Genomic DNA, 16190 nt, shown 5'->3' on the forward strand with positions numbered 1-16190 from the left:
GTTTGCGGGCCAAGCATACCGGCTGCAATCGATAGACGCACGTTATCAGACTGAGTGCGGCATGCGACACCGGGCAATGCCGGTTTGGCAGGAATGGATACACAAAAGGCACCTCGCGGTGCCTTTTGTGGCGCAGAACCCATTGGAAGCGGAGCTGCTGTCAGACGAGATCAGCGTCGTTTGTCGATCGTGTACACAAACGGCGCAGTGATTTCGATCGAGCCGTTGCTCAGCATGTCCGTCGGCGGTTTGGGCAGCGGTTGGGCCTTGCGGATCATTTCCAGAGTGGCCCGATCCAGATCGGCATTGCCGGAGCGATCCACCAACTCGAACGACAGCACGTTGCCTTCGCCATCGACCACGAAACGCAGACGGTTGGTGCCAGTCTTGTTCCGCATCCTGGCGCTGTCCGGATACCTTTTGTACTTCTGCAAATGCGCGAGCAGCGTACCTTGCCAGCTGGCCTTGGCCGCCAGTTGCGCCGGCGACGGGCCCGGTGCCGGTTGCGCGGATTTCTCCGTGGGCGCCTGGGTCGGTTGCGTGTCGGCCGGTTTTTCCTCGGAAGGCTTTTCCTTCGGCGGCTCTGGTTTCTCGACCGGTTTGGGCGGCTGAGGCTTGGGCTTCGGCTTCGGCTTGGGTTTAGGCTTGGGCACGGCGATCTCGGCCTTCGGCGCTTCCGCCAGTTTCGGGATCGGCAGTTCCTCGACCGGGGCCGGCGGCTGCGGCGGCGTGACCACTTTCGGCGGTGCGGGCGGCGGCGGTGCGGGCACCGGGGCCAGCTCGACCATCATGGCCTGCGGCGGCAGTTCGATGGGCGGCCGGGCGGTCCAGTTCACTGCCAGCGCGATGGCCAGCGCGTGGACGCCCAGCACCACGGCCAGGCTACCGCCGTAACGCGTCAGCTTATGGCGCGGCTCGATCATTTCTTGGCTGCCGTCTCAAGGCCCACCAGGCCGACCTTCAGGTAGCCGGCGCCGCGCAGCTTGTCCATCACGCTCATCAGGTCGCCGTAGTCCACGCCTTTGTCGGCCTGGAAGAAGATCGTCGTGTCCTTCTTGCCCTGGGTCTTGGCGTCGAGGGCGGCGCCGAGGGTTTCAGGCTTCACTTCGTCGTCGCCCAGGTACAGGCGCTGGTCGGCCTTGACGCTGAGGAACACCGGTTTTTCCGGGCGCGGCGCGGGCTTGGCGGTGGAGGCGGGCAGGTCGACCTTGATGTCCACGGTGGCCAGCGGCGCGGCCACCATGAAGATGATCAACAGCACCAGCATCACGTCGATGAACGGCGTGACGTTGATTTCGTGGTTCTCGGCCAGATCGTCGTCTGCGCCTTCTTTCAAATGCAGGCCCATGGCCGGTTACCCCACTTTCACCATGTGCGGTTGCGAGCTGCGCTCAGGCTGGTGGTCGAGGTCGCGGCTGACCAGCAGCAGCACCTGGGCCGACGCGTCGGACACCTGGGCCTTGTAGCCGGCGATGGAGCGGGCGAACACGTTGTAGATGACGACCGCCGGGATCGCTGCCACCAGGCCCATTGCGGTGGCCAGCAGCGCTTCGGCGATGCCCGGCGCGACGACGGCAAGGTTGGTGGTCTGGGTCTTGGCGATGCCGATGAAGCTGTTCATGATGCCCCACACGGTGCCGAACAGGCCGACGAACGGCGCGGTGGAACCGATGGTGGCGAGCACGCCGGTGCCGTTGCTCATGTTGCGGCCGCAGGCGGCCACCAGACGCTCAAGGCGGAAGCTGACGCGTTCCTTGATGCCTTCCTTCTCGCGGGCGTTGGTCGAGAGGCGCATCTCTTCAAGGGCATCGTGCACCAGCAGGTTGGCCAGGGTGCCTTCCTTCGCGGCGGATACGCTGGCTTCCTTGAGGGAGGCGGCTTTCTTCAGGCTGGCGATCTCGCCGCGCAGACGGCGCTTGGCGCCCATCAGCTCGAAGCCCTTGGCGATCCAGATGGTCCAGGTGAGGATCGAGGCGAGGGCCAGGCCGATCATCACGGACTTAACGACCGCGTCGGCGTTCTGGTACATGCCCCAGGGCGACAGGTCGTGGGCCATGCCCAGGGTGTTGTCCGCTTCGAGGACTTCCGGTTGGTCGGCGGCGCCGGCATCAACGGCCTGGATCGCGTCGGTGGCGGCTGGCGCTGCGGCAGGGGCGGCTGGCGCGGCCTGCTCGGTGGCGGCAGGGGTGGCAGGGGTGGCAGGGGTGGCCTGGGTGTCGGCGAACGCGGCGACCGGCGCCAGCATCAGGCTGAGCAGCAGGGCTGCCGCGGCGCGCCAGGCGCGAGGTCGGTTGGTTGGCGAAGCGGAGGTTTGAATGCGTGTCATGCTGGCCGGACCTGAAGTAGAAAAACGGTGATGCTCTTCCAGGCCTCGAAAGGCCGAGAACAAAGTGGCGTGCATTATTGCAAGTAATTCTTGTTAACAGAAGTAATAGAGTTGCTTTTTTTCCTGCATTGCTAGCCACTCGTCAGTCGCCGAGGCTAGTCTGGTTCTTTCCGATAGGAGTTTTTCGATGTCTGCGCCTTCTGTTTTGATCGCCGGTTGCGGTGATGTCGGCGGTCGTCTGGCCACGCAATTGCTCGGCGGCGGATGGCAGGTCTACGGCCTGCGCCGCACGGTTTCCCGTTTGCCGGCGGGGGTGCTCGGGGTGGCGGGCGACCTGCTCGGCGAGGCCTGTCCGGCCGATTGGCCGACCGGTTCGCTGGACTATCTGGTGTTCAGCGCGGCCGCCACCGAGCATGATGAGGCCGGCTACCGCGCCGCCTACGTCGAGGGCCTGCGGCATGTGCTGGGTTGGCTGAAGCAGCACGGCCAGCGGCCCAAGCGGATTCTGTTCGTCTCCAGCAGCAGCGTGTACGGGCAGCAGGACGGGGAGTGGGTCGATGAAGGCGCCGAGACGGTCGCAGCCGGCTATTCGGGGCGGGTGATGCTGGAGGCCGAGCAGGTGGCGCTCGGCAGCGGCATCCCGGCCAGCACCGTGCGCCTGACCGGGATCTACGGCCCCGGCCGGGAATGGCTGCTGACCCAGGTGCGTCGCGGCTATCGGGTGGCGGTCGAGCCGCCCCTGTACGGCAACCGCATCCATGCGGACGACGCGGCCGGACTGCTGGCGTTCCTGCTGGAGGCGGATCGTGGCGGGGCGGCGCTGGATGAGGTGTACATCGGCGTCGATGACGCGCCGGCGCCGTTGGCCGAGGTCGTGGCCTGGCTGCGCGAGTACCTGGGTGTCACCGAATGGGCTGAGGATGCGAGCGTGCGGCGTACCGGCAGCAAGCGGTGCAGCAACGCCCGGGCCAGGGCCTTGGGTTGGGCACCGAGCTATCCGAGCTATCGCGAAGGCTACGCGGCGATTCTGGAAGGACGCTGTTGACCCCAACGCCGGCAGGCTGGCGCCCACTGGGCTCAGCGGCGGCCGCAGATGCTGCGATCGACCGAAATTCCTGTAGGAGCCAGCCTGCTGGCGATGGCGGCAGTGAGGGCGCCGCCGGGGTTCAGAAGCGGGTCACTGCTTCTCGAGCAGCCACTTGCGCTCACCCGGGGTGAACTGCGGCTGTTCGTCCGCCAGCGCGGTGTTCACCGCCTGGAAGATCTCCAGTTCCTTGCCCTTGCGCGCAAAGATCCAGTTGTTGCCTTGGCCGTTGAGCTGCAGCCACATGCTGTCGTGGTCGCTGTTCATCGACGCGCAGTCGCCTGCCAGGCACAGGGCGTAGCGGTCGGCGCCGGGCAGGCCGGAGACCTGGCCGTCGGCCTGGAACTGCACGGTGCTGCCTTCGCCCTGGCCGCTGGCGATGGTCCAGTTGCCGCCCAGGTAGGCCGAGTACAGGGCGCGTTCGAAGCTGGCGCCGATGGGCGCGCCGTCCGGCACCGGGATCTGGGCGCGGTCGAACAGCTGTTCCGGTTCGTTTTCGGTGGCGGCCTGTTTCATCTGGCTGCCGTCGCGCTTCAGCTCGCTGCCGGAACCGCCGTAGAAGTCGATTTTCCACGCGCCGGACTGCTCGCCCTGCAAGCGTCCTTCGACATTCTCGAAACCGTTGGTGTAGCGGGCCTGGCCGGCGCGGGTGTTGACGTCCCATTCCAGGTTCGGGCCGTAGGCCTGCAGCGCTTCGCGCAGGGGGCCGCCTTTTGCGGCCGCGTCGATGGCGGTCTGGTTGATCCAGGTGCCGCTGATGTCGCGGTCGGCAGGGTCGCTGGCGCAGCCGCCGAGGAAAACGGCGACTAGCGAGAGAGCAAGCGCTTTGCGCATGGAGAAATCCTTTCGAAACCTTTTCTTGACGGCAAAGCAGTCGGCGCAGCGTTCGCACGCTGCGCCGTGCGCATTACTCGATGACCAGGATGGCATCCATTTCGACCTGCGAACCCTTAGGCAGGGCGGCGACGCCGATGGCGGCGCGGGCCGGGTACGGCTGTTCGAAATACTTGCCCATGATCTCGTTGACCTTGGCGAAGTGGCTCAGGTCGGTGAGGAAGATGTTCAGCTTGACGATGTCCTTGAACGAACCGCCGGCCGCTTCGGCCACGGCTTTCAGGTTCTCGAACACCTGGACGGTCTGGGCTTCGAAGCCTTCGACCAGTTCCATGGTTTTCGGGTCCAGCGGGATCTGACCCGACATGTACACGGTGTTGCCGGCCTTGATCGCCTGGGAGTAGGTGCCGATGGCGGCCGGGGCCTTGTCGCTGCTGATAACGGTCTTGGTCATGTATGACTCCTTGTGATGGCGGGCTTAGGCGCGCATGCGGGTGATGCGTATCACCCCGGCCAGGGCGCGCAGTTTCTTGATCACGCGGGCCAGGTGCACGCGGTCGTGGACGCTGACCACCAGCTGGACGACGCTGATGCGGCCGTCGCGTTCGTCCATGCTGATTTTCTCGATGTTGCCGTCGGCGGCGTTGACGCTGCTGGCCAGCAGCGCGATCAGGCCGCGCTGGTGCTCCAGCTCGACCCGCAGCTCGACGTTGAATTCGCCGCTGACATCCTTGGCCCACGAGAGCTGGATGCATTTTTCCGGGTTGTGGCGGATTTCGCTGATGTTGCGGCAGTTGTCCAGGTGCACGACCATGCCTTTGCCCGCCGACAGGTGACCGACGATCGGGTCGCCGGGGATCGGCGTGCAGCATTTGGCGTAGCTGAGCACCAGGCCCTCGGTGCCGCGGATCGCCAGCGGGCCTTCCGGCGCCGGCAGCTGTTCGTCCTCGCCGAGCAGGCGGCGGGCCACCACATAGGCCATGCGGTTGCCCAGGCCGATGTCTTCGAGCAGGTCTTCGATCAGCTCCAGGCGGTACTCGGCGAGCATGGCCTGGATCCGCTCGGCGGAGATGTTCTCCAGCGAGCTGTCGAAACCGTTCAGCACCTTGTTCAGCAAGCGCTCGCCCAGGCTGATGGATTCGGAGCGGCGCTGCAGCTTGAGCGCATGGCGGATGTGGGTGCGGGCCTTGCCGGTGACCACGAAGTTGAGCCACGCCGGGTTCGGCCGAGCGCCGGGGGCGCTGACGATCTCGACCGTGGAGCCGCTCTGCAGCGGTTCGGACAGCGGGGCGAGGCGGCGGTTGATCCGGCAGGCGATGCAGCTGTTGCCGACGTCGGTGTGCACCGCGTAGGCGAAGTCGACGGCGGTGGAGCCTTTGGGCAGCTCCATGATCCGGCCTTTGGGCGTGAACACGTAGACCTCGTCCGGGAACAGGTCGATCTTCACGCTTTCGATGAATTCCAGCGAGTTGCCGGCGCGTTGCTGCATTTCCAGCACGCCTTTGACCCATTGGCGGGCGCGGGCGTGGGTGCCTTTGGGCTGTTCGTCGCTGCTGGACTTGTACAGCCAGTGCGCGGCGATGCCGTTGTTGGCCATCTCTTCCATCTCGCGGGTGCGGATCTGGATCTCGATGGGCACGCCGTGCATGCCGAACAGCGTGGTGTGCAGCGACTGGTAGCCGTTGGCCTTGGGGATCGCGATGTAGTCCTTGAAGCGCCCCGGCAGCGGCTTGTACAGGTTGTGCACGGCACCCAGCACGCGGTAGCAGGTGTCGACCTTGTCGACGATGATCCGGAACGCGTACACGTCCATGATCTCGTTGAAGGCCCGGCGCTTGCCGCGCATTTTCTTGTAGATGCCGTAGAGGTGCTTCTGGCGGCCGCTGACCTCGCCCTGGATGCCGTCGATGGCCAGGCAGTGGCTCAGGGACTCTTCGATCTTGTTGACGATTTCCTTGCGGTTGCCCCGGGCGCGCTTGACCGCCTGGTAGATCCGCGCGGAACGCATCGGGTGCATGGCCTTGAAGCCGAGGTCTTCGAACTCCACGCGGACCGAGTGCATGCCCAGCCGGTTGGCGATGGGGGCGTAGATCTCCAGGGTTTCCTTGGCGATCCGCCGGCGCTTCTCGCCGGAGAGCACTTCCAGGGTGCGCATGTTGTGCAGGCGGTCGGCCAGCTTGACCAGGATCACGCGGATGTCGCGCGCCATGGCCATGGCCATCTTCTGGAAGTTCTCGGCCTGGGCTTCGGCCTTGGTCTCGAAGTTCATCTGGGTCAGTTTGCTGACCCCGTCGACCAGTTCGGCCACGGTTTCGCCGAACTGCGCCTGCAGCGCCTCTTTGGCGATGCCGGTGTCTTCGATCACGTCATGCAGCATCGCGGCCATCAGGCTCTGATGGTCCATGTGCATGTCGGCAAGGATGCTCGCGACCGCGAGCGGGTGCGTGACGTACGCCTCGCCGCTGCGGCGGCGCTGGCCGTCGTGGGCCTGTTCGGCGTAGAAGTAGGCCCGGCGGACCAGGTTGACCTGGTCCTGGCCGAGGTAGGCCGATAAGCGATCGGCGAGGGCGTCTATGCTCGGCATGATGACTCCTGCCGCAAGCTGTGTTCCCGCGCCGTGCTACGTCGACCAGGCATAGGCTTAGACGGCCTCGTTGGACTCGTCCTCGGTAAATGCAGCGAAGACCGGGTCTTCGGTGACGATTTCTTCGGCGGCGATGAATTCAGGGGTCACGATGCCTTCGGCGATTTCACGCAGGGCGACGACGGTAGGCTTGTCGTTTTCCCATGCGACCTTCGGCTCTTTGCCGCCGGTTGCCAGTTGACGGGCACGCTTGGTCGAGAGCATGACCAGCTCAAAGCGGTTATCCACGTGTTCTAGGCAGTCTTCAACGGTTACGCGGGCCATGGTCTTCCTCGTAGCAAATGCGATATGCGCGGTGCCCGGATGGGCGAGCGGACTCGGCAGTTTAAAAAAACACCAGCGATTAGGGAAGCGCTGATTTTTTGACCAGACCCTTCAACGCGCTGCAAGTGCCAATGTAAAGCCCTTGCGGCGCGTTTGGGAAGAGCCGGTCAACCGAGCAGTTCGGCCAGCAGTTTGCCGAAACGCACTTGCTGGCGTTTCTGCAGCAGCTGGTTGGAACGGAAAATCGCTTTCAGGTCGTCCAGCGCATGGGCGAAATCGTCATTGATGATCACGTAGTCGTATTCGACGTAGTGGCTCATCTCGCTGACCGCCTCGCGCATGCGTCCGTCGATGATCTCGTCGCTGTCCTGGCCGCGGTTGGTCAGGCGCTGGTGCAGGGCTTGCAGCGAAGGCGGCAGGATGAAGATCGAGCGGGCCTGGGGCATCAGCTTGCGCACTTGTTCGGCGCCTTGCCAGTCGATTTCCAGGATCAGGTCATGACCTTCGTCCAGGGTCTGCTGCAGGCGGCTTTGCGAGGTGCCGTAGAAGTTGCCGAACACTTCGGCACGTTCGAGGAAATCGCCGTGTTCGCCCATCTTCACGAACGCTTCGCGGGTCACGAAGTGGTAGTTCACGCCGTCCACCTCGCCCGGACGCATGGCGCGGGTGGTGTGGGAGATCGATACGCGGATTTCCGGGTTGGCGTCGGTCAGCGCCTTGACCAGGCTGCTCTTGCCCGCGCCCGAGGGGGCGGAAATGATGTAAAGGGTGCCGGTGCTGTGGGTCATGGGAATAGCCTTACTCAATGTTCTGCACTTGTTCGCGCATCTGCTCGATCAACACCTTGAGGTTGACCGCCGCCTGGGTGCTGCGCGGGTCGAAGGCCTTGGAGCCCAGTGTGTTGGCTTCGCGGTTGAGCTCCTGCATCAGGAAGTCCAGGCGCCGCCCGGCCGCGCCGCCGGACTTGAGCACGCGGCGGACTTCGATGATGTGGGTGCTCAGGCGATCCAGTTCTTCGGCCACGTCGCTCTTTTGCGCGAGCATGACCATTTCCTGCTCCAGGCGCTGCGGATCCAGCTCGGCCTTCATGTCGGCGAAGCGGTCCAGGACCTTCTGGCGCTGGGTGGCGAGCATCTGCGGAACCAGTTCGCGCAGGGTCGATACGTCTTCTTCGATGGAGGTCAGGCGGTCGTCGATCAACCGGGCCAGCTCCGCGCCTTCGCGCTCGCGGCCGGCCTTGAGCTCCTTCAGGCCCTGGTTGAACAGGGCCAGCGCCTCGGCGTTGAGCGCCTGCGGATCGCTGGCGTCGGCGACCAGCACGCCCGGCCAGGCCAGCACTTCCAGCGGGTTCAGGGCGGCGGGGTTCTTGATCAGGCCGGCGACGGTCTCGGCGGCGGCGACCAGTTGCGCAGCGCGCTCGCGGTCCACCTGCAGCGGTTTGCCGGTGCTTTCTTCGGTGAAGCGCAGGGTGCATTCCAGCTTGCCCCGCGACAGGCCCTGGCGCAGCGCTTCGCGCACGGCGCCTTCGAGGTCGCGGAAGGACTCCGGCAGGCGCAGGTGCGGTTCCAGGTAGCGGCTGTTGACCGAGCGCAGTTCCCAGCTCAGGGTGCCCTGGACGCCGGCTTTCTCGACGCGGGCGAAGGCGGTCATGCTGTGCACCATGGTGGTACCTCGCAATGCAGAACGGTGCGGAACCTGCGTTCCGCCTCATCGCTCTCAATGAATGTAAGCCGACTGGCAGCAAAGGCGCAGGATTGTAGCGCAGTGCGGCGGATGCGCCCAAACACACGCTGTGACAAAGGGCTGCAGGCCGTCGGGGACAGGCGTTGCAGGGCCCTCGGTCGTCGGCGGGCATTTTTGACGACTGCCCAGGCGCGGTGCACGGCCCTATAATGCTCCGCAGTTTTCCGTCCCCAGTACAGGTATCTCCTATGAAACGTCCAAGTGGTCGCGCTGCCGATCAGCTCCGCTCGATCCGCATTACCCGCAACTACACCAAGCATGCCGAGGGATCGGTACTGGTCGAATTCGGTGATACCAAGGTCATCTGCACCGTCAGCGTCGAAAACGGCGTGCCGCGATTCCTCAAGGGCCAGGGCCAGGGCTGGCTGACCGCCGAGTACGGCATGCTGCCGCGCTCCACCGGCGAGCGTAACCAGCGCGAGGCCAGCCGCGGCAAGCAGGGCGGGCGCACCCTGGAGATCCAGCGCCTGATCGGCCGTTCCCTGCGCGCGGCCCTGGACATGTCCAAGCTGGGCGATGTCACCCTGTACGTCGACTGCGACGTGATCCAGGCCGACGGCGGCACCCGCACCGCGTCGATCACCGGCGCCATGGTCGCGCTGGTCGATGCGCTGAAGGTGATCAAGAAGCGCGGCGGCCTGAAGGGCGGCGACCCGCTCAAGCAGATGGTCGGCGCCGTTTCTGTGGGCATGTACCAGGGCGAGCCGGTGCTGGATCTGGACTATCTTGAGGACTCCGCCGCCGAGACCGACCTGAACGTGGTGATGACCGGCACCGGCGGCTTCATCGAAGTGCAGGGCACCGCCGAAGGCGCGCCGTTCCAGCCTGAGGAACTGACCGCCATGCTGGAGCTGGCCAAGAAGGGCATGACCGAGATCTTCGAACTGCAGAAGGCGGCGCTGGCTGACTGAGCCGCCGGGCGACCCCAAGGAGGATGCGATGAGTGACGAACAAGAGCTGCAGCCCAGGCCGAGCCACGAGGTGCGCCAGTGGGCCATGTTTTGTCACTTGTCCGCCCTGCTGGGGATCTGGGTGCCCTTCGGCACGCTGATCGGGCCGCTGATCCTCTGGCAGATGAAGCGCGAGACTGATCCGTTCATCGATGCCCAGGGCAAGGAAGCGCTGAACTTCCAGATCACCGTGGCGATCGCCTCGATGGTCTGCTTCCTGCTGATGGTGCTGATCATCGGCTTCGTGCTGTTCGGCCTGCTGGCCATCGGCGCGCTGGTGCTGACGATCATCGGCGGGGTGAAGGCCAACGAAGGGATCGCCTACCGGTATCCGTTCACCTGGCGCCTGATCAAGTAACGACCGACGGTTCCTACCGGGCAAAGCCTTCAGGCACAAAAAAACCGACAGCGATGTCGGTTTTTTTGCGGCTGCGAAAAGGCGCTCAGATGGTCAGCGTCCAGTCGTAGTCCACGATCAGCGGTGCGTGCTGCGAGAACCGTGGCTGACGCGGCAGGCGTGCGCTGCGCACGAAGCGACGCAAGCCCGGGGTCAGGATCTGGTAGTCGAAGCGCCAGCCGAGGTTGAGCATCTCGGCCTGTTCGTTGTCCGGCCACCAGCTGTACTGGTCGCCTTCACGGCTGACTTCGCGCAAGGCGTCGACATAACCCATGTTGCCGACGATCTCGTCCATCCAGGCGCGTTCCGGCGCCAGGAAGCCCGGGGATTGCTGGCTGTCGCGCCAGTTCTTGATGTCGAGCTTCTGCTGCGCCACGTACAGCGAGCCACAATAGATGTACTCGCGACGTTTGCGCCGCTGTTTGTCCAGGTACTTGCCGAAGTCGTCCATGAGCTTGAACTTCTGGTTCAAGTCCTCATCGCCGTTCATCCCCGAAGGAAGCAGCAAGGTGGCAATACTGACTTTGTCGAAATCTGCTTGCAGGTAGCGCCCGTAGCGGTCGGCCGTCTCGAAACCGAGACCGCTGATGACAGCCTTCGGTTGCAACCGCGAGTACAAAGCCACACCGCCTTGGGCGGGAACTTCGGCGTCGCAGGCATAAAGGAAGTAGCCGTCCAGTTGGAAGGCTGGGTCGTCCAGTTCAAAGGCGGAGGCACGGGTGTCCTGCAGGCAGATGACGTCGGCATTCTGAGCCTGCAGCCAACTGAGCAAACCTCGCTCGACTGCAGCCTGAATACCATTGACGTTCACACTGATGATCCGCATAAATGGCCCCAAAAATCGCGTGCGTGTATGATACACGGCGTCAAGCTAATTAGCTAAATCCGTGGTATTTGGGGTTTTTTTCATGCAAGCGTATCAGCGCGATTTCATTCGTTTTGCCATCGATCGCGGCGTTTTGCGCTTCGGTGAGTTCACCCTGAAGTCCGGGCGCACCAGTCCTTACTTCTTCAACGCCGGCCTGTTCAACTCAGGTTCCGCGCTGGCCCAGCTGGGCCGTTTCTACGCGGCGGCCATCGCCGACAGCGGCATTTCCTTCGACGTCCTCTTCGGCCCGGCCTACAAAGGCATCCCGCTGGCGGCCACCACCGCCGTCGCGCTGGCCGAACACCACGGCCGCGACCTGCCATGGTGCTTCAACCGCAAGGAAGCCAAGGCCCACGGCGAGGGCGGCAGCCTGGTCGGCGCGCCGCTGACCGGCGACGTGCTGATCATCGACGACGTGATCACCGCCGGCACCGCGATCCGCGAAGTGATGCAGATCATCGCGTCCCAGGAAGGCGCCAAGGCGGCCGGCGTGCTGATCGCTCTGAACCGCCAGGAGCGCGGCAACGGCGAGCTGTCGGCGATCCAGGAAGTCGAGCGTGACTTCGGCATCCCGGTGATCAGCATCGTGTCGCTGAACCAGGTGCTGGAATTCCTGGCCGACGACCCGCAGCTCAAGCAGCACCTGCCGGCTGTCGAGGCCTACCGCGCCCAGTTCGGCGTTTGAACGGGTTCCTTGCAGGCGCGGGCAGGCTCGCTCCTGCAGGGATCTGAGGCAAAAAAAGACCCCGCTCAGCCAGGCTGAGCGGGGTCTTTTCGTTTGCGTGAGCGCTTAAGAACGCTTGCGGTTGCTGATCAGGGTGCCCACACCGGTGTCGGTGAAGATTTCCAGCAGGATCGCATTCGGCACGCGGCCGTCGATGATCAGCGAGCTGCCCACGCCGCCCTGCACCGCTTCCAGCGCGCAGCGGATCTTCGGCAACATGCCGCCGTAGATGGTGCCGTCGGCGATCAGCGCGTCGACTTGCTGGGTGCTCAGGCCGGTCAGTACCTTGCCTTCCTTGTCCATCAGGCCGGCGATGTTGGTCAGCAGCATCAGTTTCTCGGCCTTCAGCGCTTCGGCGACCTTGCCGGCCACCAGGTCGGCGTTGATGTTGTACGACTCGCCGTTCTCACCGACGCCGATCGGCGCGATCACCGGGATGAAATCGCCCTTGACCAGCAGGTTCAGCAGGTCGGTGTTGATCCCGACCACTTCGCCCACATGGCCGATGTCGATGATTTCCGGGGTGGTCATCTCCGGGGTCTGGCGGGTGACGTTGAGCTTTTTCGCGCGGATCAGCTCGGCGTCCTTGCCGGTCAGGCCGATGGCGCTGCCGCCATGCCGGTTGATCAGGTTGACGATGCTCTTGTTGACCTGGCCGCCGAGCACCATTTCCACCACGTCCATGGTGGCGGCGTCAGTGACGCGCATGCCGTCGACGAAGTGGCTTTCGATGGACAGGCGCTTGAGCAGATCGCCGATCTGCGGGCCGCCGCCGTGCACGACCACCGGGTTGATGCCCACGGCCTTCATCAGCACGATGTCGCGGGCGAAGCCGGTCTTCAGCTCCTCGCTTTCCATCGCGTTGCCGCCGTATTTGATCACCAGGGTCTTGCCGACATAACGTCGGATGTAAGGCAGCGCTTCGGACAGGACCTTGGCGGTTTGGGCGGCGGCATCGCGTTCGAGGGTCATTCAGGGCTCCGGGTGAATCAGAACGGTAGTTGGAGATCAGGTGCAACGCGTTTCAGCTGGGCATGGAACACAGCCTTGATGCGTGCAAGTTCTGCCTCGTCATCGGCCTCGAAACGCAGCACCAGCACCGGTGTGGTGTTGGATGCGCGTACCAGGCCCCAGCCTTTGGCGTAGTCGACCCGCACGCCGTCGATGGTGGTCAGGTCCGCGCCTGGGCCCCACTGTGCGTCGTGCAGTGCATCAATGATGCTGAATTTGCTCTCTTCGGTCACATGGATATTGATTTCCGGCGTCGAAACATCGTTCGGGAAGGTCGCGAACAGCGCTTCGGCGGTGGATTTCTCCTGGCTGAGGATCTCCAGCAGCCGCGCGGCGCTATAGATGCCGTCGTCGAAGCCGAACCAGCGCTCCTTGAAGAAGATATGCCCGCTCATTTCGCCGGCCAACAGGGCGCCGGATTGTTTCATCTTCTTTTTGATCAACGAGTGACCGGTCTTCCACATTAGCGACCGGCCGCCGTATTCCTTGATCAGCGGGATGAGGCGGCGGGTGCATTTGACGTCGAAAATGATCTCTGCGTCCGGGTTGCGCGCCAGCACGTCGCGGGCGAACAGCATCAGCAGGCGATCCGGGAACACGATGCTGCCGGCGTCGGTCACCACGCCGACGCGGTCTCCGTCGCCGTCGAAGGCCAGGCCCAGGTCGGCGCCGGTTTCCTTGACCTTGGCGATCAGGTCGACGAGGTTCTCAGGCTTGCCCGGATCCGGGTGGTGGTTGGGGAAGTGGCCGTCCACTTCGCAGAACAGCGGGATCACTTCGCAGTTCAGCGCTTCGATCAGTTGCGGGGCGATCACGCCGGCCGCGCCGTTGCCGCAGTCGACCACGACTTTCATGCGTCGGGCCAGCTTGATGTCCCGGACGATTTCGGTGGTGTAGCGGTCGAGGATCTCGACCTGGGTCACGCTGCCCTGGCCGCTGCTCAGGTCGCCGGTCTTGAGGCGCTCGTGCAGGGCCTGGATCTGCTCGTTGGCGAGGGTGTCGCCGGCGATCATGATCTTGAAGCCGTTGTAGTTCGACGGATTGTGGCTGCCGGTGAGCATCACCGCGGACTTGCCGGCCAGCACGTTGGCGGCGTAGTACAGCGCCGGGGTCGGCACCAGGCCGACGTCGCTGACGTGGCAGCCGCTGTCGGCGATGCCTTTGATCAGTTGGGCGACCAGTTCCGGGCCGGACAGGCGCCCGTCGCGGCCGACGGACACGTTCGGCTCGCCTTGGGCCAGGCTCTGCGAGCCGACGGCGCGGCCGATCCAGTAGGCCGTTTCGGCGTTGAGGAATTCCGGCACGGTGCCGCGGATGTCATACGCGCGGAAAATGCTGTCGGGAAGCTTCGGTGCTACTTGGGCGGGGGTGCTCATCGGCGGAAATGCTCCATCTCGAAAGTGGCTGGACGCGCCGGCGACTCACTCGGCGGCAGGCTCAAACTGAAGGGTATGACGGCGTTTTCCGCAGAGAGTTCGTGGTATGAAAGGGCCATGACGCCCCGCCCGGCGTGGCCGCTTGCTGTGGCGAGGGGGCCGGCTCCCTCGCCACGAACGGTCACTTGGTGCCGGTATGGCCGAAACCACCGGTGCCGCGTTCGGTCTCGACGAACTCCTCGACCATCTCGAAATGCGCCTGCACCACCGGCACCAGCACCAGTTGCGCCAGGCGTTCGCCGACGGTCATGGTGAAGTCGGTCTGGCCGCGGTTCCAGCAGGAGACCATCAGCGGGCCCTGGTAGTCGGAGTCGATCAGGCCGACCAGGTTGCCCAGCACGATGCCGTGCTTATGGCCCATGCCGGAGCGCGGCAGGATCAGCGCGGCGAGGTTCGGGTCGCCGATGTACACCGACAGGCCGGTGGGGATCAGCACGGTCTCGCCCGGCTTGATCACGGTGTCCTGTTCCAGCATGGCGCGCAGGTCGAGGCCGGCGGAGCCGGGCGTGGCGTATTGCGGCAGCGGGAATTCGGTGCCGATGCGTGGGTCGAGGATCTTGGCTTGCAAAGCGTGCATGTAAATTAAACCTGGTTCAGCCGTTCGGCGATGAATGTGACCAGTTGGCGGGCGATCTTGCCCTTGCTGGTCTGGGCGAAGACCGTGGCGTGCAGCCCACGGTCGATGACGCTGCAGGCGTTCTCTTCGCTGTTGAAGCCGATGCTCGGGTTGGCGACGTCGTTGGCGACGATCAGGTCGAGATTCTTGTCCTTGAGTTTGCGTGCAGCGTAGTCGAGCAGGTGTTCGGTCTCGGCGGCGAAGCCGACACTGAACGGACGGTCGGAACGGGTGGCGATGGTGGCCAGGATGTCCGGGTTACGTACCATTTGCAGGACGAAACCGTCGCCGCTCGTAGGGTCTTTCTTGAGTTTTTGTGGGGCCACGACTTCCGGGCGGTAGTCCGCGACCGCTGCCGAGGCGATGAAGATGTCGCAAGGCATCGCGGCTTCGCACGCCGCGAGCATGTCCCGGGCGCTGACCACGTCGATGCGGGTGACGCGGTCCGGGGTCGGCAGGTGCACCGGGCCGCTGATCAGGGTCACGCGGGCGCCGGCCTCCACCGCCGCTTCGGCCAGGGCGAAGCCCATTTTCCCGGAGCTGTGGTTGGTGATGTAGCGCACCGGGTCGATGTTTTCCTGGGTCGGGCCGGCGGTGATGACCACGTGCTTGCCGGTCAGCGCCTGACGCTGGAAACAGTCCGCCGCGCATTGGGCCAGGTCGGTGGCTTCCATCATCCGGCCCATGCCGACGTCGCCGCAGGCCTGGCTGCCGGACGCCGGGCCGAAGGTCTTCAGGCCGCGGCTTTCCAGGAGCTGCAGGTTGGCCTGGGTGGCCGGGTCGCGCCACATGGCCTGGTTCATGGCCGGAGCCACGGCGACGATGGCGTCGGTGGCCAGCACCAGGGTGGTCAGCAGGTCATTGGCGATGCCTTGGGCCAGGCGGGCCAGCAGGTCGGCGGTGGCCGGGGCGATCAGCACCAGGTCGGCCCATTTGGCCAGTTCGATGTGGCCCATCGCGGCTTCGGCGGCAGGGTCGAGCAGGTCTAGGTGCACCGGGTGCCCGGACAGGGCCTGCATGGTCAGCGGGGTGATGAATTCGCTGCCGCCGCGGGTCATGACCACGCGCACTTCGGCGCCCTGGTCGATCAGGCGGCGAACCAGATCGGCGCTTTTATAGGCCGCGATGCCGCCGCCGACGCCCAGAACGATGCGTTTCCGATACAGCCGCTGCATAGGTCTGCCTTTCATTTCATGGATGGTAGCGGTGCGGCACCCCCCTCCCCAGGGGCGGGCCGACCGCCAAAAAAGATGGGCTACGATATCACAGCGTCCGCTATGGAACAGCGGCGCC

The 16190-nt window shown here is 64.6% G+C and carries 17 protein-coding genes and 1 pseudogene; 4 read left to right on the plus strand and 14 right to left on the minus strand.

The window, feature by feature from the left end; genetic code table 11:
* Positions 1-170: 170 nt before the first annotated feature.
* Genes CAG29_RS01340 through exbB form a run of 3 tightly spaced genes read right to left on the minus strand, consistent with a single transcriptional unit; the run spans position 171 to position 2326 of the window.
* Positions 171-923, minus strand: coding sequence for an energy transducer TonB (locus CAG29_RS01340; RefSeq protein WP_085655893.1), 753 nt, complete (start codon positions 921-923; stop codon positions 171-173).
* Positions 920-1348: a TonB system transport protein ExbD gene (gene exbD / locus CAG29_RS01345; RefSeq protein ID WP_085630212.1), complete on the minus strand. Its 429-nt coding sequence runs from the start codon at positions 1346-1348 to the stop codon at positions 920-922. The genes CAG29_RS01340 and exbD overlap by 4 nt, the downstream gene beginning before the upstream one ends.
* Positions 1349-1354: 6 nt before the next feature.
* A complete protein-coding gene (gene exbB, locus CAG29_RS01350) occupies positions 1355-2326 on the minus strand; it encodes a tonB-system energizer ExbB (RefSeq protein WP_085693783.1) in 972 nt (323 codons plus the stop codon).
* Between the two features lie 187 nt (positions 2327-2513).
* Here exbB and CAG29_RS01355 point away from each other — a divergent pair, with 187 nt between their 5' ends.
* Entirely contained in the window at positions 2514-3371 is an 858-nt protein-coding gene (locus CAG29_RS01355; protein WP_085693784.1) for an NAD-dependent epimerase/dehydratase family protein, read from the plus strand.
* A 132-nt stretch (positions 3372-3503) separates the two neighbouring features.
* Here the strand turns inward: CAG29_RS01355 and CAG29_RS01360 are convergent, their stop codons facing one another.
* From CAG29_RS01360 to CAG29_RS01385, 6 genes are all read right to left on the minus strand, one after another.
* Positions 3504-4244 carry a hypothetical protein gene (locus CAG29_RS01360; protein ID WP_085655891.1) on the minus strand — a complete coding sequence of 247 codons (741 nt, stop codon included), beginning with the start codon at positions 4242-4244 and terminating at the stop codon, positions 3504-3506.
* Between the two features lie 73 nt (positions 4245-4317).
* Positions 4318-4698 (minus strand): RidA family protein, encoded by a 381-nt coding sequence (locus CAG29_RS01365; RefSeq protein ID WP_065258184.1) that lies wholly within the window; start codon positions 4696-4698, stop codon positions 4318-4320.
* A gap of 24 nt (positions 4699-4722) precedes the next feature.
* Positions 4723-6828 carry a bifunctional GTP diphosphokinase/guanosine-3',5'-bis pyrophosphate 3'-pyrophosphohydrolase gene (gene spoT, locus CAG29_RS01370; RefSeq protein ID WP_085578967.1) on the minus strand — a complete coding sequence of 702 codons (2106 nt, stop codon included), beginning with the start codon at positions 6826-6828 and terminating at the stop codon, positions 4723-4725.
* A gap of 57 nt (positions 6829-6885) precedes the next feature.
* The gene (gene rpoZ / locus CAG29_RS01375; RefSeq protein ID WP_085578965.1) at positions 6886-7152 is read right to left on the minus strand and encodes a DNA-directed RNA polymerase subunit omega; all 267 of its coding nucleotides are present in this window, start codon (positions 7150-7152) and stop codon (positions 6886-6888) included.
* 167 nt (positions 7153-7319) lie between these two features.
* Complete coding sequence (gene gmk, locus CAG29_RS01380; protein WP_085578963.1) at positions 7320-7940, minus strand: guanylate kinase; 621 nt, start codon at positions 7938-7940, stop codon at positions 7320-7322.
* A gap of 10 nt (positions 7941-7950) precedes the next feature.
* Positions 7951-8814 carry a YicC/YloC family endoribonuclease gene (locus tag CAG29_RS01385; protein ID WP_085578961.1) on the minus strand — a complete coding sequence of 288 codons (864 nt, stop codon included), beginning with the start codon at positions 8812-8814 and terminating at the stop codon, positions 7951-7953.
* A gap of 269 nt (positions 8815-9083) precedes the next feature.
* On the opposite strand from CAG29_RS01385, the gene rph reads away from it, so the two are divergent.
* Together rph and CAG29_RS01395 are read left to right on the plus strand one after the other, a co-directional pair.
* A complete protein-coding gene (gene rph, locus CAG29_RS01390; protein WP_085578959.1) occupies positions 9084-9806 on the plus strand; it encodes a ribonuclease PH in 723 nt (240 codons plus the stop codon).
* Between the two features lie 28 nt (positions 9807-9834).
* Positions 9835-10203, plus strand: coding sequence for a DUF4870 domain-containing protein (locus tag CAG29_RS01395; RefSeq protein WP_085578957.1), 369 nt, complete (start codon positions 9835-9837; stop codon positions 10201-10203).
* A gap of 85 nt (positions 10204-10288) precedes the next feature.
* Here CAG29_RS01395 and CAG29_RS01400 read toward each other — a convergent pair whose 3' ends face one another.
* Positions 10289-11068, minus strand: a complete 780-nt coding sequence (locus CAG29_RS01400; protein WP_007920349.1) for an exodeoxyribonuclease III — start codon at positions 11066-11068, stop codon at positions 10289-10291.
* An 82-nt stretch (positions 11069-11150) separates the two neighbouring features.
* Between CAG29_RS01400 and pyrE the strand changes: the two genes are divergently transcribed.
* Positions 11151-11795 (plus strand): orotate phosphoribosyltransferase, encoded by a 645-nt coding sequence (gene pyrE / locus CAG29_RS01405; protein ID WP_085630203.1) that lies wholly within the window; start codon positions 11151-11153, stop codon positions 11793-11795.
* 105 nt (positions 11796-11900) lie between these two features.
* On the opposite strand, the gene argB is transcribed toward pyrE, so the two are convergent.
* The 4 genes and pseudogenes from argB to coaBC form a co-directional block, all read right to left on the minus strand.
* Positions 11901-12806, minus strand: coding sequence for an acetylglutamate kinase (gene argB, locus CAG29_RS01410; RefSeq protein WP_085630201.1), 906 nt, complete (start codon positions 12804-12806; stop codon positions 11901-11903).
* A gap of 17 nt (positions 12807-12823) precedes the next feature.
* Positions 12824-14227: pseudogene (locus CAG29_RS01415) on the minus strand (phosphomannomutase/phosphoglucomutase); the annotation flags it as partial.
* Between the two features lie 175 nt (positions 14228-14402).
* Positions 14403-14858, minus strand: a complete 456-nt coding sequence (gene dut, locus CAG29_RS01420) for a dUTP diphosphatase (protein ID WP_085578949.1) — start codon at positions 14856-14858, stop codon at positions 14403-14405.
* 5 nt (positions 14859-14863) lie between these two features.
* Entirely contained in the window at positions 14864-16072 is a 1209-nt protein-coding gene (coaBC, locus tag CAG29_RS01425; protein ID WP_085578947.1) for a bifunctional phosphopantothenoylcysteine decarboxylase/phosphopantothenate--cysteine ligase CoaBC, read from the minus strand.
* Positions 16073-16190: the final 118 nt, after the last annotated feature.

It is taken from the genome of Pseudomonas sp. B7(2017) (assembly GCF_002112745.1).
Taxonomy (GTDB): Bacteria; Pseudomonadota; Gammaproteobacteria; order Pseudomonadales; family Pseudomonadaceae; genus Aquipseudomonas; species Aquipseudomonas ekonensis.